This is a genomic window from Salinicoccus sp. ID82-1, assembly GCF_021991715.1.
In the GTDB taxonomy this organism is placed as follows: domain Bacteria; phylum Bacillota; class Bacilli; order Staphylococcales; family Salinicoccaceae; genus Salinicoccus; species Salinicoccus cyprini.
In genome coordinates, this window is sequence record NZ_JAGFLY010000004.1 from 125,707 (window position 1) to 149,389 (window position 23,683).

General features: G+C 45.6%; 24 protein-coding genes and 2 riboswitches. Of the genes, 9 read left to right on the top strand and 15 right to left on the bottom strand.

The genetic code is table 11. From position 1 onward, the window contains the following. Complete coding sequence (locus J4760_RS10495; protein WP_145287878.1) at window positions 1-1,668, top strand: Na/Pi cotransporter family protein; 1,668 nt, start codon at window positions 1-3, stop codon at window positions 1,666-1,668. A 32-nt stretch (window positions 1,669-1,700) separates the two neighbouring features. Here the strand turns inward: J4760_RS10495 and J4760_RS10500 are convergent, their stop codons facing one another. Then, on the bottom strand, window positions 1,701-2,885 hold the full coding sequence (locus J4760_RS10500) for an NAD(P)/FAD-dependent oxidoreductase (protein WP_237605655.1): 1,185 nt from the start codon (window positions 2,883-2,885) through the stop codon (window positions 1,701-1,703). 121 nt (window positions 2,886-3,006) lie between these two features. On the opposite strand from J4760_RS10500, the gene J4760_RS10505 reads away from it, so the two are divergent. Genes J4760_RS10505 through J4760_RS10515 form a run of 3 tightly spaced genes read left to right on the top strand, consistent with a single transcriptional unit; the run spans window position 3,007 to window position 6,347 of the window. Next, window positions 3,007-3,966, top strand: coding sequence for an AAA family ATPase (locus J4760_RS10505; protein WP_237605656.1), 960 nt, complete (start codon window positions 3,007-3,009; stop codon window positions 3,964-3,966). Continuing rightward, window positions 3,956-5,164 (top strand): DUF58 domain-containing protein, encoded by a 1,209-nt coding sequence (locus J4760_RS10510; RefSeq protein WP_237605657.1) that lies wholly within the window; start codon window positions 3,956-3,958, stop codon window positions 5,162-5,164. Before J4760_RS10505 ends, J4760_RS10510 begins: the two co-directional genes overlap by 11 nt. Further along, window positions 5,151-6,347 (top strand): hypothetical protein, encoded by a 1,197-nt coding sequence (locus J4760_RS10515; protein ID WP_237605658.1) that lies wholly within the window; start codon window positions 5,151-5,153, stop codon window positions 6,345-6,347. The genes J4760_RS10510 and J4760_RS10515 overlap by 14 nt, the downstream gene beginning before the upstream one ends. 31 nt (window positions 6,348-6,378) lie before the next feature. Here the strand turns inward: J4760_RS10515 and glnA are convergent, their stop codons facing one another. The 3 genes from glnA to J4760_RS10530 all read right to left on the bottom strand — a co-directional run bounded on the left by glnA (window position 6,379) and on the right by J4760_RS10530 (window position 9,633). Next, entirely contained in the window at window positions 6,379-7,713 is a 1,335-nt protein-coding gene (gene glnA, locus J4760_RS10520; RefSeq protein WP_237605659.1) for a type I glutamate--ammonia ligase, read from the bottom strand. 18 nt (window positions 7,714-7,731) lie between these two features. Then, the gene (locus J4760_RS10525; RefSeq protein ID WP_255695413.1) at window positions 7,732-8,064 is read right to left on the bottom strand and encodes a MerR family transcriptional regulator; all 333 of its coding nucleotides are present in this window, start codon (window positions 8,062-8,064) and stop codon (window positions 7,732-7,734) included. 228 nt (window positions 8,065-8,292) lie between these two features. Continuing rightward, window positions 8,293-9,633, bottom strand: coding sequence for a sodium-dependent transporter (locus tag J4760_RS10530; RefSeq protein WP_237605661.1), 1,341 nt, complete (start codon window positions 9,631-9,633; stop codon window positions 8,293-8,295). A gap of 291 nt (window positions 9,634-9,924) precedes the next feature. Between J4760_RS10530 and fdhD the strand changes: the two genes are divergently transcribed. Then, on the top strand, window positions 9,925-10,692 hold the full coding sequence (gene fdhD, locus J4760_RS10535; protein ID WP_255695430.1) for a formate dehydrogenase accessory sulfurtransferase FdhD: 768 nt from the start codon (window positions 9,925-9,927) through the stop codon (window positions 10,690-10,692). Between the two features lie 392 nt (window positions 10,693-11,084). On the opposite strand, the gene J4760_RS10540 is transcribed toward fdhD, so the two are convergent. The 3 genes from J4760_RS10540 to J4760_RS10550 all read right to left on the bottom strand — a co-directional run bounded on the left by J4760_RS10540 (window position 11,085) and on the right by J4760_RS10550 (window position 12,755). Then, on the bottom strand, window positions 11,085-11,864 hold the full coding sequence (locus J4760_RS10540; protein WP_145287855.1) for an N-acetylglucosaminidase: 780 nt from the start codon (window positions 11,862-11,864) through the stop codon (window positions 11,085-11,087). Between the two features lie 55 nt (window positions 11,865-11,919). After that, window positions 11,920-12,453 (bottom strand): NADPH-dependent FMN reductase, encoded by a 534-nt coding sequence (locus J4760_RS10545; RefSeq protein ID WP_237605663.1) that lies wholly within the window; start codon window positions 12,451-12,453, stop codon window positions 11,920-11,922. A 119-nt stretch (window positions 12,454-12,572) separates the two neighbouring features. Further along, complete coding sequence (locus tag J4760_RS10550; RefSeq protein WP_237605664.1) at window positions 12,573-12,755, bottom strand: hypothetical protein; 183 nt, start codon at window positions 12,753-12,755, stop codon at window positions 12,573-12,575. 214 nt (window positions 12,756-12,969) lie between these two features. On the opposite strand from J4760_RS10550, the gene J4760_RS10555 reads away from it, so the two are divergent. Beyond that, window positions 12,970-14,334, top strand: a complete 1,365-nt coding sequence (locus J4760_RS10555) for an aldehyde dehydrogenase (protein ID WP_237605665.1) — start codon at window positions 12,970-12,972, stop codon at window positions 14,332-14,334. Window positions 14,335-14,379: 45 nt separating this feature from the next. Here the strand turns inward: J4760_RS10555 and J4760_RS10560 are convergent, their stop codons facing one another. Genes J4760_RS10560 through J4760_RS10570 form a run of 3 tightly spaced genes read right to left on the bottom strand, consistent with a single transcriptional unit; the run spans window position 14,380 to window position 18,036 of the window. Further along, on the bottom strand, window positions 14,380-15,264 hold the full coding sequence (locus J4760_RS10560; protein ID WP_237605666.1) for an SDR family oxidoreductase: 885 nt from the start codon (window positions 15,262-15,264) through the stop codon (window positions 14,380-14,382). Window positions 15,265-15,297: 33 nt separating this feature from the next. After that, window positions 15,298-16,668 (bottom strand): MATE family efflux transporter, encoded by a 1,371-nt coding sequence (locus tag J4760_RS10565; RefSeq protein WP_145287839.1) that lies wholly within the window; start codon window positions 16,666-16,668, stop codon window positions 15,298-15,300. Window positions 16,669-16,725: 57 nt separating this feature from the next. Then, window positions 16,726-18,036: a Na+/H+ antiporter family protein gene (locus J4760_RS10570; protein WP_237605667.1), complete on the bottom strand. Its 1,311-nt coding sequence runs from the start codon at window positions 18,034-18,036 to the stop codon at window positions 16,726-16,728. A 141-nt stretch (window positions 18,037-18,177) separates the two neighbouring features. Between J4760_RS10570 and J4760_RS10575 the strand changes: the two genes are divergently transcribed. Further along, a complete protein-coding gene (locus J4760_RS10575) occupies window positions 18,178-18,528 on the top strand; it encodes a YflT domain-containing protein (protein WP_145287833.1) in 351 nt (116 codons plus the stop codon). A 28-nt stretch (window positions 18,529-18,556) separates the two neighbouring features. On the opposite strand, the gene J4760_RS10580 is transcribed toward J4760_RS10575, so the two are convergent. Further along, on the bottom strand, window positions 18,557-19,546 hold the full coding sequence (locus J4760_RS10580; RefSeq protein WP_237605668.1) for a YeiH family protein: 990 nt from the start codon (window positions 19,544-19,546) through the stop codon (window positions 18,557-18,559). A gap of 99 nt (window positions 19,547-19,645) precedes the next feature. Between J4760_RS10580 and J4760_RS10585 the strand changes: the two genes are divergently transcribed. Beyond that, window positions 19,646-20,536, top strand: coding sequence for a LysR family transcriptional regulator (locus tag J4760_RS10585; RefSeq protein WP_145287828.1), 891 nt, complete (start codon window positions 19,646-19,648; stop codon window positions 20,534-20,536). Window positions 20,537-20,541: 5 nt separating this feature from the next. Here J4760_RS10585 and J4760_RS10590 read toward each other — a convergent pair whose 3' ends face one another. Continuing rightward, window positions 20,542-20,856: a DMT family transporter gene (locus J4760_RS10590; protein ID WP_304621259.1), complete on the bottom strand. Its 315-nt coding sequence runs from the start codon at window positions 20,854-20,856 to the stop codon at window positions 20,542-20,544. Next, the gene (locus tag J4760_RS10595; protein WP_237605670.1) at window positions 20,856-21,194 is read right to left on the bottom strand and encodes a DMT family transporter; all 339 of its coding nucleotides are present in this window, start codon (window positions 21,192-21,194) and stop codon (window positions 20,856-20,858) included. The genes J4760_RS10590 and J4760_RS10595 overlap by 1 nt, the downstream gene beginning before the upstream one ends. Window positions 21,195-21,239: 45 nt before the next feature. After that, a riboswitch (guanidine-I (ykkC/yxkD leader) is annotated at window positions 21,240-21,340 on the bottom strand. Window positions 21,341-21,463: 123 nt separating this feature from the next. On the opposite strand from J4760_RS10595, the gene J4760_RS10600 reads away from it, so the two are divergent. Then, window positions 21,464-21,997, top strand: coding sequence for a cysteine hydrolase family protein (locus J4760_RS10600; RefSeq protein ID WP_145287819.1), 534 nt, complete (start codon window positions 21,464-21,466; stop codon window positions 21,995-21,997). A gap of 12 nt (window positions 21,998-22,009) precedes the next feature. Here J4760_RS10600 and J4760_RS10605 read toward each other — a convergent pair whose 3' ends face one another. Beyond that, window positions 22,010-23,071, bottom strand: coding sequence for a YkvI family membrane protein (locus J4760_RS10605; protein ID WP_237605671.1), 1,062 nt, complete (start codon window positions 23,069-23,071; stop codon window positions 22,010-22,012). Window positions 23,072-23,193: 122 nt separating this feature from the next. Further along, window positions 23,194-23,445 carry a hypothetical protein gene (locus J4760_RS10610; protein ID WP_237605672.1) on the bottom strand — a complete coding sequence of 84 codons (252 nt, stop codon included), beginning with the start codon at window positions 23,443-23,445 and terminating at the stop codon, window positions 23,194-23,196. Between the two features lie 91 nt (window positions 23,446-23,536). After that, window positions 23,537-23,633, top strand: a riboswitch (SAM riboswitch). The last annotated feature ends 50 nt before the right edge of the window (window positions 23,634-23,683 follow it).

Genomic DNA, 23,683 nt, shown 5'->3' on the forward strand with positions numbered 1-23,683 from the left:
ATGGAACTCAGTCCGATGGAAGTCATTTTTCTATTTCTTGGCGGACTTGGTATTTTTCTTTATGGTTTAAAACAAATGGGGGACGGATTACAGGCAGTAGCAGGAGACCGCCTGCGTGAAGTACTGAATCGTATGACTTCCAATCCCATAAAGGGGATAATTGCAGGGATCATCGTCACTATCCTCATTCAGAGCAGTTCAGGAACGACAGTCATAACCATTGGGCTTGTTTCCGCCGGATTCATGACCCTGCGCCAATCCATCGGCGTGATCATGGGGGCGAACATCGGAACCACAGTCACTGCTTTCATCATCGGTCTGAAGATCGGTGACTATGCACTACCGATACTGGCACTCGGTGCCTTCATGATCTTCTTTATGAATCAAAGTCCAAAGTTCAATAATATAGGACGTGTACTATTTGGATTCGGGGCACTCTTCTATGGGCTTGATCTGATGGGTCAAGGTGTCAAACCACTGGCCGACCTGCCAAGCTTTGGTGATCTGATGCTCAGCATGTCCAACAATTCCTTCCTCGGACTCGTGGTTGGTACTTTACTGACGGTTGTTGTCCAAAGTTCAAGTGCAACGATTGCCATACTGCAAGGATTCTACTCCAATGACCTTTTGGACTTGAATGCAGCACTACCGATTCTTCTTGGTGATAACCTTGGTACTACCATTACAGCCGTTCTCGCAGCACTTGTCGGTTCGATTGCTGCCAAGAGAGCCGCCGCTGTCCATGTCATCTTCAACGTCATCGGCGCAGTGATATTCATGATCATCATGCCATTTTTTGTGCAACTGATTTCATATTTGAGAAATGTTCTGGAACTCAATCCCGAAATGACAATCGCCTTTGCCCATGGTTTCTTCAACGTATCCAATACACTTATACAACTGCCATTCATTGCGGTTCTTGCGTGGATTGTAACACGAATTGTACCCGGTAAGGATTTTTCCGAGGACTACAAACCGAATCATCTCGACCCTCTGCTGCTCAGACAATCTCCTGGTCTTGCACTGCAAGGCGCGCAGAAGGAAGTCAAAAACCTCGGTAACCTTACATTGAGCATTCTTGAAGATACACAGGAATTCAGTAAAACTGAAAATCCGAAACTGTACAAGCAGATCAAGGAGAAAGTAAATGTCGTCGATACATTGCAGGACAGCTTAAGATCCTATCTCATCGACGCATCGAAGCATGATATATCTGCCGAAGACGCGGAAAGGCAGTCCACGCTGCTTGAAGTATCGCGCATCTTCTACAAGGTCAGCGGACAGATTGATGAATTTGCCGAGCTCTATAACCGCAAGCATCGTGAAAATATCGACTTATCAGAACCTGCCCAGGAGGGACTTGATGATCTGTTCGACCACGTGTACAAGTCATTCAAGAAGTCGATAGATTCTCTTGATATCTATAGTCCTCAAGATCTGGAAGAAGTCATCAGACTGAGCCAAAAGTCGTATAAAATAGAAAACAAACTGAGAAAACAGCATGTAAAGCGCCTGAACAAAGGCATCTGTTCCACCGATGGAGGATTGCTCTATGTCGACCTCATCAGTACTTTGGAACGTATCGGCTATAATGCCAGAAACATTTCCGAAACAAACTTGAGCGATGAAGACGAAGATCTCGCTGAAGAATTTACAATATATGAGTAAGCAAAAGAGCTGGGCCAATGGCCCAGCTCTTTTTATACTTTCCCTTTCAATAACGCATACCAGTACATGATAGGCAGCATATTCTTCTTGAACTGGTAGAACAGCCACTTGTCGTCCGACTGGTTGAGAAACGTTGATTCTTCAGGCATATGATTATAATCGAACTCAGCGAGTATCAGATGGCCATATTCTGTTGCTATCGGGCATGCTGTCTTACCATCATACTTATGGGACGGTGCTTTATCATCCATCCGTTCCAGCAGATTCTTGACCAGAATCGGCATCTGCTCCTTGACTGCACTGCCCATCTTGAATGTCGGCAGACTGGAGGCATCCCCCAGTGAAAACACGGTCGTATAGGTGTTATGCATCATGGTGTGGCGATCCACGCTCACCCATCCTTCCGGGTCAAGCAGTCCGGAATCTTCAAGTACTGAAGGCCCGTGCATCGGCGGCGTGATGATCAGCATTTCAAAAGGAATAACATGAAGTTCGCCCGTCCCAAGGTCTTTGAAGACTGCTTCCTTATGCTCTCCTCTGACTTCGACGAGCTCCTGTTCCAGTTTGTAGTCTATCCCCTTTTCATCCAGTTGTGCCGTCAGGTTGTCACTGTACTTCTTGACTGGAAAAATCTCATTGCTGCCACTTCGAAAGACAAGATTGACATCCAGGTCATGATCCTTCACATATTCATCCATGGTAAAGAGCGAGTTTTCGGCTGAAACGCCCCCTTTTATTTTGGACTGCGGTTTGGTCACAACAATATTACCTGCCTTCACGTTCTGCAGTGTGTCATAAGTGTAATTGACCAGATCATATATATAGTTGGTACAGACGCCATTCTTTCCGAGCGATTCCCTCGCACCTTCAATTGCATCATAATCCAGTTCGATGCCGAGAGCCACTACAAGAAAATCGTATTTGACAATGCGGTTCCCGGCTTTTACTTCCCTTTTGACAGGATCGACATGTCTGACTGCTTCCTGGAGCCACCTGGCGCCTTTAGGCATCACCTTGCTCATCGGTTTCCGTGTGGATTCAAGCTTCATTTCTCCACTGCCGACGAGTGGCCAGCCCGGCTGGAAATAGTGATGGTCCTGAGGTTCTATGATCAATATGTCATTTGCCAGTTTTTTATCTTCACTCAGCATACGGTTTGCTGTGGAAATGCCAGCAGTGCCTCCGCCAAGTATAATCAGTCGATAATGCTGTTTCATGCTTTCCGCCTCCTCCGTTTTAGTTATCTTTCCCCTTTAGTCATAAGTTTATTCAATAAACCTATGGCAATGTTTTCCTTTTTTTATTAACATGTAGTTAAATGAAAAGGTGGGGAAAATTTTGAATATTGAAAACCATTTGGAAGATTTCAAGAATGAAATAAGAAAAGTGATCGTCGGACAGGATGAGGTACTGGATTTGATTTTCATCAGTATCATCAAAAAAGGGCATATTCTTTTTGAAAGTGTACCGGGTACAGGCAAGACGACATTATCAAAAGCATTGGCCAGAACTATTGGCGGCTCTTTCAACAGAATCCAGTTCACACCGGATCTGCTGCCGACGGATATTACCGGCTTGAATATGTATAACCCAAAAACACATGATTTTGAACTGCAGATCGGTCCCATAGATACCAATGTACTGCTGGCAGATGAAATCAACCGGGCAACACCACGCACCCAGTCTGCCCTGCTCGAAGTCATGGAGGAACGGCAGATTACAATAGACGGAAAGAGAATCGAAATCGCCGACCCGTTCATTGTTCTGGCTACACAGAACCCAATAGAATCGACCCAGGGAACATTCAGCCTGCCTGAAGCACAGATGGATCGTTTTCTGATGCGTATCGACCTCGGGTATCCATCACGCAGGGAAGAACTGGATATGATGACTTTACATAGTGATGCCAGCGCTGCAAAAGCCGTACAGCCTGTTTTCAGTGAAGCATTGCTTGCAAAGCTTCAAATCAGAGTTGCAAATATCACAGTCGACCCGTCCATTAGGGAATATATGCTCGACATCATCGAAGAGACCCGGCACCACGAACACGTAGATGTCGGTGTATCGCCACGCGGTACATTGGCTTTGATGCATGCTGCACAAGGCGTCGCCATGATTCGGGGTAGAGACTATGTAACGCCGGACGATATAAAATATATCGCACCGTACGTCCTCCCTCACCGGCTGGTATTGAGCCTTGAAGGACTGACCCTGTCGGATCAGAATACCGTCCTGAAAGCCATTCTTGACGATGTTGAAGTTCCGGTCGAATATGGGGTATCGCCGGATGCACTATAGAACCGAATACCGCCCTTCAAAATCAATGGCATTCTTTACAGGTGCAGTGCTCATCCTCCTTATAATGAATATATTGTATAGTGTCGATCTCAATCCATTGCTGGTGCTCGCTCTTGGCTTTTTCATGTCCTTTTTCGTACTGGATCTTATCTATGAGAAGACCGTACCCCGAAAGCTCGTAGCTACCATACGCAATAAGGACATCAGATTATTCAAAGGACAGGAGAATGTACTCGAAATAGAGATCAGAAACGAGGGCTGGATGCCAATCCTCAATGCCGCTTTCAGACTGACAGCCGGCGATGATATCCAGTTTGAGAAAGATATCTCTCTAAAAACAAGATACCAGACTGAAACAATCGCTTCTTTTACAGTCATGCCGAAAAGCAGCACCATCCTGAAAGTGCCGTTCAAAGCCAGAAAACGTGGAGTCAGCAAGATCATCAGGACAGACATCGAAGTACCTAGAATTTTTGGATTCGGTTCTCTTTTCCTTGTCCAGTCCGGAAGATCCTCGCATGAAATAATGGTCTATCCTGAACAGCTGCATACACCGCCGTTTGATATGAGAAATAAAATGATACAAGGTCTCTTCATCCAGAGAAAGGCAATGTTCAATGATCCAATGCTGACAGTCGGTACAAGGGACTATCATCAGAGAGACAGCATGAGGGACGTCCATTGGAAAGCCAGTGCAAAAACTGGAGAACTCAAGACCCGGATCTATGAGAAGACGACACACCTTTCATGGATGATTGCAATCAATTTGAGATCTGAAAAGAATTATGCGCCTCCGGCGAATATTGAAGCGGTCATTGAGAATATCACCTATCTTACCAGTCGCGCTGCTGAACTGCAGATACCGTACAGTGTGTTTACCAATCTGTCATCCTTCGACTCCAACACCTTCCTCAGCCGCGTTGAAGGCAGCGGTGGACTTCATTATAGAAGCACACTGGAAGTACTTTCACGTATCAATACTTTGTCTTTTACATTAAGCTTCGATCGTCTTCTGAAACACCTATATCTGCATGAAGCGCTGCCTTCCCACCTGCTCTTCACGGGCGGAACCGACCCGGCAATTGAGGAATTACTCATGTATTTCCAAGCAAAAGGTGTGGAGATTTTCCAGGTAGAGGAGTCAGGTGTGCAGCCTTACAATGCGTATAGAAGGAGTGGCAGCCGTGTCCCAATCTAAATATTATTTCTCCTTTTTCCATGCATACGCGACGAACATGTTTCTACTGTATTTCGTAGTACTATTCATCAATACACATAATGGCAAGACATCTTCCATCCTGTCTTTCATTCTGCTCGTTATTGCCATACTGCTCTGCGGCTGGTGCGTCGTCCACTATTTCAGGCTGCGGTATATTTATATATTGCTGCCGATCATACTTGCAACCGCCCTGATGCTCGATTTTCATTGGCTGTCGGCGCTACTGGTCAGCTATTTGCCGATACTGCGCATGGAATATCTGTATGATGATCTGGAAGCGACCATGGCAGACTTATCGATCATCATTACATTCCTTCTGCTTATTGCTGTATCCGTCTTCCAGACAGAGGCGACTTCAGAGTATATGATGCTTTATCATATTCTGCTCATCACCCAGATACTGTTCTATTTTGTCGGGAGAATAACCTATCTGCTATTTGACAACGCCTACTCATGGAGGCGGAGGTCAATCATATTCCTCGCTTGTTTTTCAGTATTTATAACGCTTGGCGTTGCACTGTCGTTTGCCTACAGGTATGCTGTTTTCGCTGCCCAGTACATCGTCTTTCTACTGCTCAGCGTTACCGTTTTTATATTGCGTCCATTTTTCAGTTTTCTGGAAACTGTCGAACTTGAAATGCCTGATCTCCCAGACAGTGAAACAACCGAGCGGCAAGGAGAGGAACAGACGGAAATAATTCAGGAAGAGTCACTATCCTCCAATTTCCCATTCGACTCCATCTTGATGATTCTGCTGGTCCTACTGCTCGGTGCAGGGCTTTACTACTACTATAGGAAAAGGAGCCAGCCTTCTGAAAAGCACAAGGCTGCAGGGAACAACTCCCGATTCAATACAGTAGACACCATCAGAAAGGAAAAGAGCAGAAAAGCAGAAGTACCCCACAACAAAGTTCGTAAACTCTATTTCGAATTTGAAAGATGGCTCGCTTCAAAAGGAATGGGGAGATATCGTAATGAGACAATAGACGAATGGATCGGTCGTTGCCAGCTGCAGGATATCATTGAGTCAAGTACTCTCGAAACATATCGGCGAACCCGCTATATGAGCAAAGAAGTCCCGAACGATGAATACAAGGTCTATAGGCAGACGATCGAAACAATGAAAAAGGAAATCATAAACGATATAAAAAAGCGGCGATGAGATACTTACCTCATCGCCGCCTGCTTATATACTAGTATTGGTTCAAGTACTGTTTGAGCTCCCATTCGGAAACTTGTGAACGGTACATGTCCCACTCGACACTCTTATTGCCATTGAACTGCTTGTAGATGTGCTCACCCAGGGCGTCTCTGATGACTCTATCTTCTCGGAGCGCTTTAAGTGCTGTATAGAGTGTTGAAGGCAGGTCTTCTACGCCGACCGCTTCTCTTTCTTCTCTGGACATTTCGTAGATATTTTCATTTACCGGTTCAGGCAGATCCGATTTATTTTTGATACCTTCAAGACCAGCCTTAAGAATGACAGCAAGTGCCAGGTAAGGGTTTGCTGACGGATCGACAGATCTTACTTCCGCACGTGTAGACATCCCACGGGAGGAAGGGATACGCATCAATGGTGAACGGTTTCTGCCACTCCATGCAATGTAGCTTGGCGCTTCGTAACCAGGCACAAGACGCTTATAGGAGTTGACCAGCGGGTTGCAGATTGCAGTGAATCCGCGGGCGTGCTTGAGTATACCAGCCATGAAGTATCTCATATCCTGACTCAGGCCGAAGTCGTCATTCTCATCGTAGAATGCATTTTCCTTGCCTTTGAACAGGGAAACGTTGAAGTGCATGCCGTTACCGTTCAGGCCGAACAGTGGTTTCGGCATGAATGTCGCATGCAGGTTGTGCTTACGGGCAACTGTTTTGACAACAAGCTTGAATGTCTGGATGTTGTCACACGCAGTAATTGCATCTGCATATTTAAAGTCGATTTCATGCTGTCCTGGAGCAACTTCGTGGTGGGAAGCTTCGATTTCAAAGCCCATGTCTTCAAGTTCCAGCACGATGTCCCTACGGCAGTTTTCACCAAGGTCCGTCGGTGCAAGGTCGAAGTATCCACCCTGGTCATTCAGTTCAGTTGTCGGCTGTCCTTTTTCATCCAGCTTGAAGAGGAAAAATTCCGGTTCAGGTCCGAGGTTGAATGCGGAATAGCCCATGTCTTCCATTTCTTTAAGTATACGCTTCAGGTTCGCTCTCGGGTCACCATCAAACGGCTGTCCATCAACATTGTAGATATCACAGATAAGTCTCGCTACTTTGCCTTTACCGGCTGTCCATGGGAAGATGGACCAGGTGTTCAGGTCCGGGACCAGATACATATCGGATTCTTCGATGCGGACAAAACCTTCGATTGAAGAGCCATCAAACATCATTTCTCCATCCAATGCTTTATTCAGCTGGCTGATCGGCACTTCAACGTTCTTGATTGTACCAAGGATGTCGGTAAACTGCAGGCGGAGGTATCTTACGTTTTCTTCTTCTGCAATGCGGATGATATCTTCTCTAGTAAATTCGCTCATTGTACACGCTCCTGTAAATTATTGAAAAAATCTAGATAGGTCGCCGCGGTTGAGCAGCGGTTTGCGGTAATCATTATGCTTCAGCACTTCAGGTGTATCAATTCTCTTAGGTTCATTAAGGATTTCCCCTATACGTTTCATGGTAAACCCTTTTTCCATATAATCCTGGATGGTCAGAAGAAGATCCAGGTCATTCATGGAAAAAATACGGTGATTACCCGGCGTTCTTTCAGGAGTGACAAGAGACAGGGATTCATAATATCTTATTTGCCGTGCCGTCAGGCCAGTCAGTTTCATCGCTGATGACATCGGAAAAATCGGGGTATTACGTCTCATCTGATCTCTATCCAAAATGATCACCTCTAATCATATTCATAATATTAGCACAAAGTATTCTGAAAATCTAATCAATGTTAGATTTTCTAACATAACATGTAATGTATTAAAAATCCCTTGCTGTCGGGCATTTCATGCACCTCAGCAAGGGATTTCTACAACCATATAGAATTTTTATGAATATTTTTGTAAACTTTTTTGGCTTCTGCTCCAAATTTGATGTCGAATGCAGATTAAAAACCATTAGCCGAAGATGCTTACTGCAAACACAATCAATATGACAACAGGAAGTACAAATCTCAGCATTATGAGCCAGAATCTATACAATCCATACATCTTGCTGTTTTCATCTACGGTAAGCTGGTGCATCACTACACGCTTGTCCACGATATAGCCGACAAAGAGAGTGGATATGAGTGCGCCGATAGGCAGCATGATGTTGGATACAAGGAAATCCACATTATCGAATATGGATCTTCCGAATATGATGACATCGCTCAGTACACCGTATGAAAGTGCGGAAGGAATGCCTGCCAGGAATACGAAGAAGCCGAAAATGTAGGCCATTCTGCCACGCTTGTCCTCATTACCTTTAATGGCATTGGCTACATTGATCTCAATCATTGAAATCGAAGACGTCAAAGTTGCAAACAGGAACGCACCAAGGAATAGAATATAAAACAGCATGCCGAGCGGTATTTCACCAAACACTTGTGGCAGTACAATGAACACAAGCCCCGGTCCTTCAGCCGCTTCAACACCAAGGGAAGCGATTGCCGGGAAGATGGCAAGACCCGCCATGATTGAAATGACAATGTTCATGATGACGATGGACAGCGACGACTGGGTCAGATTATGTTCTTCCCCCAGATAGGATGAATAGGTGATCATCGTCGTCGCACCAATGCTCAGAGCAAAGAAAGACTGGCCGAGTGCATAGAGCAGTGCTGTAGAGTCGATTGCACCGATATCCGGCGTCAGGAAGAACGCGATGCCTTCCATCGCGCCGGGCAGTGTAACGGAACGGATGATGACAATCAGAAAGAGTACAAACAGGAGCGGCATCATGATTTTTGATGCACGTTCCAATCCCTTCTGTACACCCTGGGCCACGATGAATGCCGTCAGCAGGATGAATATCCCCTGGGCAATAACGGCATAGAGTGGATTTGCAATAATATTTTCAAAAGCAGCGCCGTAGTTGTCGATCTGTACGAGACTGAATGCCTCTCCGAAAGCAACTACCAGATAAATCAGTATCCAGCCGCCAATTACACTATAGAAGGACAGCAGCAGGAAGACACCTATATTTCCAAGCCAACCGAATACTCTGTAGACCTTTTTGCCTCCCAGATATTCGAAGCCTTCAATGGGATTTCTCTGGCTGGCCCTTCCGATTACAAATTCAGACAGTAGAAGCGGCATACCTATAAATAGAGTCATTAACAGGAATACAAGAAGAAACGCGCCGCCGCCATGTTCTGCTGTCATATAAGGAAAACGCCATAGTGCGCCGAGTCCGATTGCCGAACCGGCCGCAGCCAGTACAAAGCCGAGTTTGGACCCCCATCTTACGTTGTTCATAAACTAACCTCACTTCGATAATTTATTCATTCTTTATAGAGTTCCTAATATATTAGCATACCTGTCACGACCTTGAATACACCGCATTGCAAATTACGTATGAATAAAAGGGCAATTTACGAATAAATGCCACCTTGAGTTGCAGTACGGGGGCTTCACTATGTCTGGATGATTCCAATCATCTTCCATCCATCTAATGAGTCGGTTCTATTGCATTGCAACCGGTAATCGCTTTCAATATAATGATTAAAAGGAGGGAATGCAGTGAAACCGACATCCAAAAGGAAAGTTATGCATTACAGCAGCAACCAGATGACGGAAATCGAAGATGCTGTAGCTGAAGAGTTCCCCCTCACCATCTATTTGAACGAAGTGGAATTTGCAACGCTGGTATGCTCGCCTGAACATCTCGAAGAACTGGTCATCGGCTTCCTTGCCTCCGAAGGTGTAATCAGGCGGTTCAACGATATAGAGAAAATGAATATGGATGAACGTGGCGGCTTCTGTCATATTCGTCTGGACAGGCGTGTTTCCACAGACCATTTCACCTATTCCAAACGCGTCATCGGATCATGCTGCGGAAAGAGCCGACAGTTCTATTTCCAGAATGATGCAGATACTGCGAAAGTATCCATGTCAAAAAGCACACTTACTCCCACCCAGTGCATTCAGCTGATAGAGAAAATGCAGCAGCGCAGTACGGTTTTTAAAGAAACCGGCGGCATACATAACGCGAGCATGGGTACAGCGGACGGACTTGTTGTTCACAGAGGAGATATCGGCAGGCACAACGCCCTTGATAAACTATATGGATATTGTCTCACGAACCATATTACTGTACGCGACAAAGTGCTCGTATTCAGTGGGCGCATCTCTTCAGAAGTACTGGCAAAAGCTGCAAAAATTGGAGTAGGCATTGTCCTGAGCAAATCCGCTCCGACGAACCTTGCAATCAAAATGGCGGATGACCTGAATATTACGACCGTCGGTTTCATCCGAGGGGGTTCATTCAATATATACAGCCATTCCTGGCGTATAGAAAAAGATTCCGGCAACTAGGCTGGAATCTTCGAGCAGTTTGAAAAACAATAGACAACCACAAACGTTACAAGATCATCGAAGGTTATTTTCTCTAATCGTCAGTGGCGTTTCGGATCTGGAGTTTGTTGTTTAGGGATTGGCTCATGCTGGACGCGTTTGAAGCAGCTACAGATGGAGATCAAGCCGTCCCCTGGCAGACTGGATCCGTTCCAGTGTGTACGGAGGGGTGGCTTTTTGTGCTGTTTTCATCATATTTGTTTGGAGATGGGCGAGCGGGGATGAGGTTGGCCCTGCAACTTGCCATGGCGACGCCCGCGATGGTGAGTTGGCACCATCACCACACTCCCCTCAATCCCATCACCAAAAAAAGACTGCAGACATGTCATTCTACAATGACTTTGTCTAAAGCCCTATTGATAGTATTCAGTTATGAACTGGCCCGCCTTTTCATCAATGCGTGCATAGTGGGACTCGAGGATATGTCCGATTTTTATCGCCCATTCTATATCCGTTGCATAGAGATGTGTCCCTGGCTGCTGAGGGTTCCAGCGCATTGCATATAAGGTCTGCTGCTGGTTATCCAGGTAATTTTTACGGATGAATGCGGCACCGCCAAGTATCGCCGCTTCAGGACTCGACCAGCCGGCTTCTGCTGCGTAGCTCGAACCTTCCTCAACGGCCTCGCGGTCGAATGCACCGATGCCAAAGAAATTATAGTAGGTCGTTCCATCCACTTCGATGCCTCGAGCGAGCTGGGATTTTCCATTGCCTGTTTCAATCTGTGCATGACTGATCAGATACAGTACATTAACCCCATGCTTCGACTGTGCTTCAAGAAAAGCCTCTTCCATCCCTTCGAGTATCCCCTTACCCTCGAGCAGGGCGGCAATCTCCCGAGAATCAGCATCCACCCTCTCAGTCAGATCGAGAAACTGGAATTCTGTAGGACTGCCGTCAACAGCCATCGCTTCCCTGACTCTCTCCTCCTTGGCGGTCAGCATGCTGCCATCTTTCAATTCGAGATCCGTTGTATCATTCTGAAGATGATGTCCGACTGCCTCCTCGAAACTGGCAACAGGTGTACTTCCTTTGAATACTTCCGTTTCAGATACAAGAAATGCCAGGAAAAACACGAGCATTACAACGAGCAGTATGAAAATCGGTATATTTTCTTTCGTCCTTTTATCCATCCATGTGTCCTCACCTGTTCAGATTGGGTCATACATTAAAAAAGCATCTGATACATCAGATGCTTACCGTCTCTGCATGGGATTGGCGAACCAGCCCATCAATCATAACACCGAGGCGTCCGGTCAATTCATCATTGGTAAGCACGCGTCCTTCGTCCGTACGTTCAAAATCTGCATCACATGTACAGACCTGGATTGGCAGTACCATCGCATGCAGACCGCGCATCACCATTCTGAGCTGGGTCAGGGGATCGGAGTTTCTCATCCCACCGCTATTGCAGTATAGGCCCACGGGTTTCATTTCAAATTCATCCATGGACAGGTGATCCAATGCGTTTTTCAATAGTCCAGAAAAAGAAGTATGGTAGTTCGGCGTCCCTATTATAATGGCATCCGCCTTTTCAGCAAGACGCTTCAATGTTTCGACATCATCCGTCTTGCCCTGACCGAAAACAGGCACATCGTACTCCCTGAGATCGACATGGGTGACAGTATGCTCAGGCTGCTCTACGAGCGACTCGATCACTCGGGCAACCGCATGGGTATGGGAGCCCGGGAAAGCACTTCCCGATAGTATTAGCAGATTCATTGGAAAAGCTCCTTTATACGTGTATATGTATAATATGTTACCATCTGACCCATCCAAATTAAACCGCCTAAAGTTGTATTAACATAAAAAGAAACCGGCTTGAACAAGCCGATTTCTTTTTAATTCATCAATTTATCGTTCAGTATTCTCAGCTTAGCTACCGTTTCATTGTCTAGTTCAGCGACATCTACTTTTTTGTCTATGATGGATTGTGCCAGTTCAGTGGAGATATCCACAGCTCTGCTTATCTGATAAGCAGTCAGCTTTTCAGTCATCAATTCAAAATTAACACCAGTGTCCATATGTTCACCTTCCTCGATCAATCATGCAATTAATTGATCCACTGCCAATTATATCACACGTACAGCATTAAACAATGAATGCACATCACATATTTACAATTATTTTATTATAACAATCATCATTCATCCACCGTTCCATCTATAAATTGCCATTTTCCAAGCAGGCTGACATAAAATCAGTTTGGGCGGGTACATGTAGATAAGACAAGGAGTGATGAAAATGTATGAATCATTATTCAATAGACAGAAGCAGTTTTACCAGTCGGGCAGAACAAAAACGCTCTCTTTCAGGATAGAGGCACTCAAGCAGCTGAAAAGAAGCATCCGGTATTATGAATCTGCATTACTTGATGCAATGGAGAAAGATTTCAATAAAGGCAGAGCAGAAGCCTACCTGACGGAAATCGGCTATGTATACAATGAAATCAACTATACTATGAAACACCTTGAGAAGTGGGCAGAAACGAAAAAAGTGAAGACTCCTGCGACCCATATCGGCTCCACTTCAAAAATCTACAAGGAACCTTATGGTGTCACGTTGATCATTGCACCATGGAACTACCCGTTCAATCTGACTGTTGCACCTCTGATTGGTGCCATCAGTGCAGGAAACACAGCCATACTCAAGCCTTCTGAGCATACACCCACAGTTGCAGGAGTCATCAGCAATATCATGACATTGGCATTTCCAGAGAAATATGTTGCTTCAGTCGAAGGGGGTATCGAAACAAACCAGAGTCTTCTAAGCCTGCCATTCAACTATATATTCTATACCGGCAGCTCCCATGTCGGCAGAATTGTCATGGAAAGTGCTGCCAGACATCTTACACCTGTCACACTTGAGCTCGGTGGGAAATCCCCGGCAATCGTGACGAAGCATGCCGATGTTAAACTTGCCGCGAAGCGTATTGTATGGGGAAAATTCTTGAACGCCGGGCAGACATGTGTGGCACCTGATTTCGTCTATGCCGATGCAAAAATCAAAAAGAAGCTCATCCACCATATGAAATACTATACAGAGAAATTCTATGCTGAAGCTTTCAAAACGGGAACGTATATGAACATCGTCAACCAGAATCATTTTGAACGTCTGAGAGGATTGATCCAGGGCAACGTCGTGTACGGTGGAACAACGCGACCAGCCACTCTGACAATAGAACCGACCATCATCGACGACGTCGATTTCGGCCATGATGCCATGCAGGAGGAAGTGTTCGGTCCAATACTTCCTGTTCTTCAATTCGAATCCCTGGATAAGGCAATACTCGATATCAGAGATCTGCCCGACCCGCTCGCCCTATATGTATTCACTGACAGGAAATCAGAAGCCAAAAAGGTCATCCGTTCCATCCCATTCGGCGGTGGTGCTGTAAATGACACCGTCTTCCATCTTGTAAATCCACACCTTCCATTTGGCGGGCGCGGCAACAGTGGCATGGGAAAATATCATGGCAGATACTCTTTCGATACTTTTACACATGAAAAAAGCATTCTCCATCAGACAACATGCATCGATTTCCCATTCAGGTACCCTGATTCAAAGCTTCTTGGCAAAGCCATCAAATATCTATGGAAATAGAAATAAAGCCCATCGCCAAAGCGATGGGCTTTATTTCAGCTGTTTCTAGTTGATCGGCATACCGCCTGTGATCCCATATATCTGACCTGTAATATAGCTTGCGCTTTCTGATGCCAGCAGGACATATGTGTCTGCCAGTTCAACAGGCTGGCCTGCACGGCCAAGTGGTGTCGTCTGGCCGAATTCAGGAATACTCTCTGTAGGCTGACCACCTGAAATTTGAAGTGCTGTCCATATAGGACCTGGCGCCACACCGTTCACACGGATGCCTTTCTCACCAAGCTGCTGAGCCATGGAGATGATGAATGATCTCTGGGCACTTTTAGTCATTGCATAGTCAGCCAGAATATCTGACGGGCTGAAACCTTGGATGGATGTGGTGATGATGACACTGCCACCTGACGGAAGGTGTTCAAGTGCTTCCTGCAACATCCATACATTGGAGAATACATTGATGGTGAACGTATCTTTCAGCTGTTCTGTACTGATGTCTCTGACATCCTTCTGATACTGCTGCATTCCTGCGTTCATTACAAGTATATCAAGTCCATCCATTGCCTTCGCTGCATCATGGACAAGGTTTCTCGCGAAATCTTCGTCTCTCAGATCACCTGGCAGCAGTACAGCTTTTCTGCCTTCTGCTTCAATGACGGATTTGACTTCCTGTGCATCGGATTCCTCATCCGACAGATAGTTGATGGCTACATCCGCACCTTCTTTGGCATACGCGATTGCTGCTGCCCGTCCGATACCGGAGTCGCCCCCTGTAACCAGGGCCTTTCTGCCTTCAAGTCTGCTGGATCCTGTGTAGGATTTCTCGCCACAGTCCGGTACCGGCTCCATCTTGTTCTGGAGACCTGGATAGGGCTGCTCCTGCTTCTCGAATTTATCCTCATAAAACATATGCTTCGGATTGTTCAATTCAGTCATTTTAATGCTCCTTTCTTTTTCACTACAACCTATTTATTGCGCGTTTCCAGGAACATTAAACATGTTTTTCTTTTCAATATGCTTCAATCTGATATAGAATCCGATTGCAGCACAAGTCAGACCGATTGAAATACCGATCCAGAAACCGTATACCTCGAGAGATGTATAGGCTGATAGAAGATAGCCTGTTACAAGTCCCACAAGCCAATAGGAGATGATGGCAATGACGGAAGGAAAGACAACGTCCTTATACCCGCGCAGAATCCCCTGGAATGTTGCCTGCAGTGCATCGGAAAACTGATAGATGATGGCAAAAAGGAATAAAGGCACAGTAATCGCCACCACTTGCGGATCATCCGTGTACAGGTAGGATATCCGTTCCCTGAAGGCAAACAGAATGAGCGAGGCAGCTCCTACAAGTGCCAGGCTTGATAGGACACCCATTATTTTATAACGTCTGGCATCATCGTACCGCCCGCCCCCAGCGCTGAAACCGATGACGATGGTCATCGCCATGGAGATGCTCAGTGGCAGCATGAAGAGCATTGTTGTAAAGTTGAGCACGACCTGATTGGCTGCTATGACGTTCGTTGTGAACATGACACCAATCAGCAGGGTCATCAGCGAAAAGATGCTTGTTTCGACAAAAACAAGGATGCCAATCGGTATACCTACCGCCAGGTGATGACGGATGGTTGATAGCGAAGGAGCCGAAAACCGTCTGAATATGCTGAAGGGCTGCAGCGCATCCACTTTCACAACCATCAGGACAATAAAGAAGAAGATGAGCCAGTAGGTGATGGCAGTAGCGACGCCCGCGCCGATCCCCCCCAGTTCAGGAAAACCGAAATTACCGAATATCAGTGTGTAATTGAAGAAAATATTCAAGGGCAGCGACGTTGCTATAACGTATAGTGATATTCTTGTCAGCCCCTGTGCATCAATGAAATTTCGGAGTACATTGAAGAGGAATAACGGCAATATACCGCAAGATAGTCCTGTAAGATAATAGAAGGCGACGTGGTGGACTGCCGGGTCCAGGTTCATGATACCGAGTACACTATCCAAAAATAGTACACCGAACAGCAGAACAAAGAGTGTCAGTACAAAAGTGACATATATCGCTTGATTGACATTATGGTTCACCTTATCCTTCTGTCCCGCACCAAGCAGCTGTGCAACAATCGCCGTCACTGCGAGCAGAATACCATTGATTCCTGTGGACACGGGCGCCCAAAGACTTGAGCCAATGGCGACACCTGCCAGGTCATCGACTCCAGCTCTGCCAGACATCATCGTATCTATCATATTCATCGAATATAAGAGAACCTGTGTTGTCATGATCGGCCATAGGATACCGACGAATTGCTTGTACATTTCTTTTATGGAATCAGTATGATACATATTTTCACCTTTTCTCCAAGTCATGGTTTCCATTGATGGTATACACTATAACCCTTTTTATAAGATCAACCCTGCAAAAAAACCGGCAATCAGGACGGGTATATTCAAAAATATGAAGGTTGGCACACAAGTATCCCATATATGGTCATGCTGACCATCTGCACTCAGTCCAGCCGTCGGACCAAGTGTGGAGTCGGATGCTGGAGAACCCGCGTCTCCCAGCGCCCCTGCAGTTCCGATGATGGCAATGATTGCGGGTATGGACAATTCCAGCTCCATACCCATCGGAATGAAGATGCTCGCGATAATGGGTATGGTGGCGAACGAGGAGCCGATACCCATTGTAACGATCAGCCCGACCAGCAGCATTGAACCGACAATCAGAACTTTTTGTCCTGAAAGCGTCTCTGCGATACCGTCGACCAGCGGACCAACATGTCCTGTTTCCGAAATCACAGCAGCAAAGCCGTTGGCAGCAAGCATTACAATACCGATATATGCCATCACCCTGATACCATCAACCAGCTCATTATCCAGCCTGCTCCACTTGAATTGAAAGGAAAGAAAGAAGACCATGATACCGGCCAACGCGCCGAATATCATTGAATCAGTGAGAATTTGTACACCGAAAGTGGCAGCAATGGCGACCAGAGCAATCGCTATTGTCTTCATACTTGCCTCCGTCTCGTTTGCAGAACCGAAAGTTTTCGTCTCATAAATACGTTGCTTCCTATAGTACACCAATGCCAGAATCAGCCCGACAACGAATCCGCTGGCAGGTAGGACCAGAGCGGGGGCTACTTGGCCAAAGGCGATGTCTGTTCCTGCCGATTCAAAACCTGAAACGATGGTATTCTGGAATATCTGTCCGAATCCGATTGGAAACAATACATATGGAAAAGTGAGACCGAAAGTCAGTACTACTGCAATCAATCTTCGATCAAAACCCAGTTCGTTCATCAAACTGAGCAGTGGTGGAATCAGAATCGGAATAAATGCAATATGTATCGGAATAAGGTTCTGGCTCATTATGGAAATGGCAAGCAGTGCAGCAATGATGGAGACTTTTGCGATGATTCTTGCTTTTTTGGACTGTTCCTTTTTCAAAGTCCTGATGATGAATGTCACTAGAACCTCTGTAATGCCACTGTAGGCAATCAGAGCTGCGAAACCTCCAAGAAGTGCATAGCTGAGGGCGATTTCAGCTCCTCCTGTAATCCCTTCAGTAAAGACACCGATTACTTCGCCGTATCCCATGCCTGCAACCAGACCACCGGCGAGTGCACCGATGAATAGTGCAAGTACCACGTTCAGTCTGAGCAGACTGAGTACAATCATTATAAGTACAGCTATAACTACTGCATTCATTCCGTACCCTCCTCATTAAAATTTTACAATATTGCTATACTAAATACTTTGACTGTGTTTGTCAATATGACCATGTTTAATATGGTTGTAATGGGGAAACCAATATAATGTAATGCTAATCAATTCAGGAGGGATTTTAACATGAAACCATTCATCAAGCCATACACGAATGATGAGACACTTCAGGACGATATTAAAAAATTGACATCAAAAGACATCAGTGCAGATGATATTTATGTCATCTCTCATGACGATGACCGTACTGAAAGAATTACTAAAAATGCAGGAGTCAACACGATTGGCGTAAGCGAGTCAGGTGTCGCTGATACCGTCAAATCGACATTCGAAAAACAGGGTGATACACTTCGCAAACAACTTCAGAATGTCGGCTTCTCTGAAACAGAAGCAGAAAATTATGAGAGTGATATGGACGAAGGTAAAGTATTCCTGATTGTCACAAACAATGAAAATGTAGGCCAGCATCTGGCATAGAAATAGAGCCGCTCCCATGGGAGCGGCTCTATTTTATCTGATACACCAGAACAGACAGTAGAATGGAAATTATGAGTATCAGAACAAATGGCTTCAGTGTACGTCCTGCCATATCTTTTATGCTGATATTCAAGCCAAGCGCAATCATCGCCATTGTCAGCAGCAATGTAGTCAACTGGGAAATATAATCCATAATCTGAGCTGGTATTTCAATATAATCTCCTATTACATAACTGTTCAATAGACTCATCAGTATAAAACCAACCAGGAAGTAGGGAAAAGCCACTTTGGCGCCTCCTGTCCTGCTCTCCTTGCGACGCATATACCAGATGAAAATAAGGCAGAGTGGCACAAGCAGGAAAACCCTTGAAAGTTTGGCCAGGAGCGCGAAGCCCAGCGCTTCTTCGCCGGCGGGTTCAGCGGCAAGAGCAACATGCGCCAGTTCATGAAGACTCAGGCCCGACCAGATGCCGTATGCCACATCTTCGATCGGCACATAAGGTCGGATCAAAAGATATACAACTGAAAATATAGTACCGAGAAGTGCAATGATTCCTACACTGACAGCGGTATCTTCATCCTTGGCCTTGATGATGGGGGCGACTGCTGCGATTGCAGCAGCACCGCATACTCCTGTGCCGACTCCAAGGAGCATGGACAAGGTCATATCAGCCTTGAACAGTTTCGCCAGAGCATATGACATGAGTATTGCAAATGCAATGACAACCGAAGATTTCAGCAACAGGGGAAGCCCTTCGCTGAATACAACATTTATATTCAATTTCAATCCATATAGTACAATGGCTGCACGCAGAAGTATTTTGGCTGAGAATTGTATCCCTGCCTTGAGTTTATAGGGATAGCCGAAAAGCTGCCTATAGATGAAGGCGAGAGTAATTGCTGTAGCCAGAGGCCCAATATAATTGAAGACCGGTAGGCGGGCAATGCCAAAACTGATGATTGCGATAAGCAGCGTAAAAATCATACCGTACCAGAACTGTAATCGATTAGATTCCATGAGATACCCCTCCCCCTATTATGATAGAAGGGATTACTATATAAGTGAAATAGTATATTATAATATTAATCATAACCCACCACTTATGGAGGTCGTCCTTTGATCAATCAAATCATGAAAGTGTTCGTTGCTGTAGTTGAAGAAGAAAGTTTTACAAAAGCAGCTCAAAGACTGCATATGACCCAGCCCGCAGTATCGGGCTATATCAGACAGCTTGAGGAGGAACTCGATATCACACTGATCGAGCGCTCAACTCGAGGGGTCCGACTGAATGCAGCCGGGGATATCTACTATCATCATGCCAAAGAAATGATGACACTTGAATCCCGGATGCAGCACCTGATTCTTGATCTGCAGGAAGAAACGAAAGGTCCTGTTAAGATAGGCGCCAGCTATACGTACGGTGAATATATACTGCCGACCATGCTTGCAGCGCTTGTTGAAAAGCATCCAAAAATCGTACCTGAAGTGCATATAAGCAATTCAGCAACCATAATGAATGATATCAGATCCGCCACACTCGATATTGGCATCATTGAAGACGAAATCCAGGGCGCCAAAGTCAATATGACGCGTCTCCTGAAAGACGAGATGCATGTGATTGGCGAGGCGGGATTTCCCGACCATCCAACCCACCGGTCACTGAGAGAAGCAACCTGGCTGATACGCGAAGAAGGGTCGGGAACAAGAAGCTATCAGGAACAGGCATTCAGTCATCTTGATATCCAACCCAAAACAATCACTTTGAGCAGTACACAAGCTATTAAAAATGCTGTAGCAAGCGGTATGGGACTATCACTATTATCAAAACACACCATTAATCATGAGCTTGAAACCGGCCGTCTGAAGCGCATCGAATACAACAACGTTGCACTCGACAGGCATTTTTATCTGCTCACACCGGATGTCCGGTACCATTCGACCAGCACACTTGCACTGCTCGATATGTTCAACAGCATGGCTATCGAACACCACGAAGTTTTCCGATAGCCATGCTACGAGATCAGCTTCAGACCGACGACTGCACAAATGATGAGAAGAATGAAGAATACCCGCTTCCAGTCTTTTGATTCCCCAAAGAAGACCATGCCGAGGAGTGCACCGCCGGAAGCGCCGATACCGGTCCATACTGCATAGGCAGTTCCCATCGGCAAAACCTCAAGTGCCACCGCCAGGAATGAAAAGGACAGTCCGAAGCACACCAGCAGCAAAAATAGAGAAAATAAAGATTTATCTCTATGGAGCTTATTGATTGAAAGCACACCACATACTTCAAAGAGACCCGCCAGAACAAGTGATAGCCATGCCATCATGAAGCCCCCTCTTCTGTTTTTTCATCAGTCACCATTTTCAGGCCAGCGACTCCGATGAGTATCAGAGAAATCAATAGAATTTTAAGGGGTACGAACGGTGCATTAAAAAGAATGATTTCGGAAAGTACTGTTCCGAATGCACCCAGACCTACAAAAACAGCATATACTGTGCCCACCGGTAAATACTTGCCAGCGTTGATCATCAGATAGAAGCTGAGGAATATGGCTAGCAGAGTAGGAATCCACTGATACCATTCTGCTGCATGGGTAAGACCGATCACCCACCCGACTTCAAACACACTGGCGATTACAACTTTCAACCATTGGGTTTTCATAAAAAAGCCTCCTTTAATCTAAAAAGCCTGGGAGAGAATATTATTCTCTCCCAGGCTTTTATCCCTCCGTGTCATGAATGCACTTCATGCGCCATCTCTCGGACCAGGCCCATTACGCGAATGGCGGAACCCTAGATGACCTTCATATCAGATTAAGGATATCATAACCAAAGTTCTTCAGGATTTCAAACGAAACGGTATGAAATCTCATCAATCGGGTATTCATAGAGTATGAATTACATGTAAATAAAATATGAGGAGTGAACGACATGCTCATTGCTATAGACCTTCAGAATGATATTTTCGATAAAGATGGTTCAGGCTATGCTGAATCCACAGAAGCAGTACGCGATGGTATCGAATCGCGCATCCAGGAAGCCATAGAAGAGAATGAACCGATCATCTATACACAGAACTTCTATCCAGAATTCGAACAGGAGTCCCGTAGTCTGGAAAGCATCCGTTTTGATGAAGCAATTTTCCCCCAGTTCCGCGAACTTCTTGAAACACATGGTGACAAGTATGAAAAGACATTCTATGGCATCCCTCCTGAGGAAGCGAGGAAAATCCAAAAGAACTATGGAGATGATGTGGAAACCAATCGGAAAATCGAGTTCATAGGCGCAGAGACCAATGTATGCGTACTTGCCAATATCATGATCATCCAGAATATTTTCCCACAGGCTGATATCACCCTCAACAAGGACCTCGTAGCCAGCACCAGTAGAGAGCTGGGCGAGAAAACAATTGATGTCCTATCCAATATGAATGTATTCATTATCGGGAATAATGAACAGCAATAAAAAATCACCTCATTAATGAGGTGATTTTTTTCCTATAACCAGCCTTAACCATTTGATGAACATGGCGATACCGAGCAGCAGTCCGACATATCCCATTACCGGATAGACCGTGCCGACCAGATCCGCAAAACCCGCAAAGCTCAATATATAACCAAGTATAAGCGATACTGGCAGCATTATTTTATAACGCCGGCTGCCAGGACGGCTGAATCGGTTCAGAAATGGATAGAGCATGCCTACCGCCGTATTGTATATGACAAGCAGCATCGCTATTGAAAGCAGAAGTCCAAGTACCGGATGGATTTCATCTGCCAGAAGCAGCATCGGCAGCTCCACATCATTCACTTCATTCATACGTGCCAGCAGACCATTATTGATCAGGAACATGAGCAGGATGATGACGACACTGCCGATGATGCCACCCCATCCCGCCACTTTTCTCGAATCGGAACGTGAACCCATCATGGTCAGGAAACTGAAAGCGACAGCAATAGTAAAACCGCTGTATGTAATGGCGTCCCACCACCATGGTCCCAGCGGTGTTGCTTCAGGCTCGGCATACTGGTCAGCTTCACCAAAAGGTACAGCTGGACTCATAAAATTAATGAAAGCAATGATGACCACAATCGCCAGCAGATAAGGGGTGATGGCTCCCAGCGCCAGTACAATACGGTTGAAATCGAGGTTCAGTGTAATATAGACGGCAATGATTAATATCAGTGAACCCACCCATGGTGCCACACCGAAGCTTTCGTAGAATGTGGATCCGGCACCTGCGAACATGATGACAGCTACACCATAAAGAAAGAATGCAAGGACGACATCAACGATGCGTCCAAAAATATTCCCGAACATGCTCAGAAGCGAGTCGACATGCGACTCTGCTTTAATATCAAATCCTACATCCGCCGTCCATTTTCCTGTAAACAGTACCAATAGCCCCGACAGCAATATGGCAAAGATGCTCATCGTTCCATTATTTGTGAAAAACTGCAGTATTTCCTGCCCCGTGGAGAAACCCGCACCGACGACTACACCGGTGTAGGCAAATCCTATCTTGAGGGCCCGCCTCATATTGGCCACCTTGAATCACTCCAAAATATCTTGAAATTTATTTACCAGAACAACTTCATACTATACATGTGCCACCATGTTGGCAATTGGCAAAAACCGCATAATACCTCCAGCCTCGAATTCTACTCAAGACTCCCTTCCACACGATCATATATGTATTCCGCTTCATGATGCTCAAGACCATAATCATGCATGATGGCATCGATGATCTGCACTCTCGTCAAACCTTCTCTACTGTACTTCATGATACCATCGCGCATTTCTTCCATATGGTCATGGGCGCTTATTCTATCCTTGGTCCGCTTCAACTGGTAGCGGCTGCCGATGAACAGCATCAGTGCGAGCACCATCAGGATGATGATCAGAATATCCACTGGACCACTCCTTTGCTGAAAGTAGCTCAAATTTTAAAATTATTTGACAAATTCACTCCTTCTATAGTAACATAGTTTCTAATTAAATAATTGCTTATCCAGAGTGGTGGAGGGAATGGCCCTGCGAAGCCCGGCAACCTTTTCAGTAAGGTGCTAAATCCAACAGGTAACAACCTGAAAGATGAGTTGACGCGAGAGTCTCCCTTAATCTTTGGGTAGGCTCTTTTTTTATTAATCT

Coding starts and splice junctions, on each gene's coding strand:
- J4760_RS10495 (WP_145287878.1), top strand. CDS start 1: ATGGAACTCAGTCCGATGGAAGTCATTTTTCTATTTCTTGGCGGACTT.
- J4760_RS10500 (WP_237605655.1), bottom strand. CDS start 2,885: ATGAAACAGCATTATCGACTGATTATACTTGGCGGAGGCACTGCTGGC.
- J4760_RS10510 (WP_237605657.1), top strand. CDS start 3,956: ATGCACTATAGAACCGAATACCGCCCTTCAAAATCAATGGCATTCTTT.
- glnA (WP_237605659.1), bottom strand. CDS start 7,713: ATGAGCGAATTTACTAGAGAAGATATCATCCGCATTGCAGAAGAAGAA.
- J4760_RS10530 (WP_237605661.1), bottom strand. CDS start 9,633: ATGAACAACGTAAGATGGGGGTCCAAACTCGGCTTTGTACTGGCTGCG.
- fdhD (WP_255695430.1), top strand. CDS start 9,925: ATGCATTACAGCAGCAACCAGATGACGGAAATCGAAGATGCTGTAGCT.
- J4760_RS10540 (WP_145287855.1), bottom strand. CDS start 11,864: ATGGATAAAAGGACGAAAGAAAATATACCGATTTTCATACTGCTCGTT.
- J4760_RS10545 (WP_237605663.1), bottom strand. CDS start 12,453: ATGAATCTGCTAATACTATCGGGAAGTGCTTTCCCGGGCTCCCATACC.
- J4760_RS10550 (WP_237605664.1), bottom strand. CDS start 12,755: ATGGACACTGGTGTTAATTTTGAATTGATGACTGAAAAGCTGACTGCT.
- J4760_RS10555 (WP_237605665.1), top strand. CDS start 12,970: ATGAAAATGTATGAATCATTATTCAATAGACAGAAGCAGTTTTACCAG.
- J4760_RS10560 (WP_237605666.1), bottom strand. CDS start 15,264: ATGACTGAATTGAACAATCCGAAGCATATGTTTTATGAGGATAAATTC.
- J4760_RS10565 (WP_145287839.1), bottom strand. CDS start 16,668: ATGTATCATACTGATTCCATAAAAGAAATGTACAAGCAATTCGTCGGT.
- J4760_RS10570 (WP_237605667.1), bottom strand. CDS start 18,036: ATGAATGCAGTAGTTATAGCTGTACTTATAATGATTGTACTCAGTCTG.
- J4760_RS10575 (WP_145287833.1), top strand. CDS start 18,178: ATGAAACCATTCATCAAGCCATACACGAATGATGAGACACTTCAGGAC.
- J4760_RS10580 (WP_237605668.1), bottom strand. CDS start 19,546: ATGGAATCTAATCGATTACAGTTCTGGTACGGTATGATTTTTACGCTG.
- J4760_RS10590 (WP_304621259.1), bottom strand. CDS start 20,856: ATGGCATGGCTATCACTTGTTCTGGCGGGTCTCTTTGAAGTATGTGGT.
- J4760_RS10595 (WP_237605670.1), bottom strand. CDS start 21,194: ATGAAAACCCAATGGTTGAAAGTTGTAATCGCCAGTGTGTTTGAAGTC.
- J4760_RS10600 (WP_145287819.1), top strand. CDS start 21,464: ATGCTCATTGCTATAGACCTTCAGAATGATATTTTCGATAAAGATGGT.
- J4760_RS10605 (WP_237605671.1), bottom strand. CDS start 23,071: ATGAGGCGGGCCCTCAAGATAGGATTTGCCTACACCGGTGTAGTCGTC.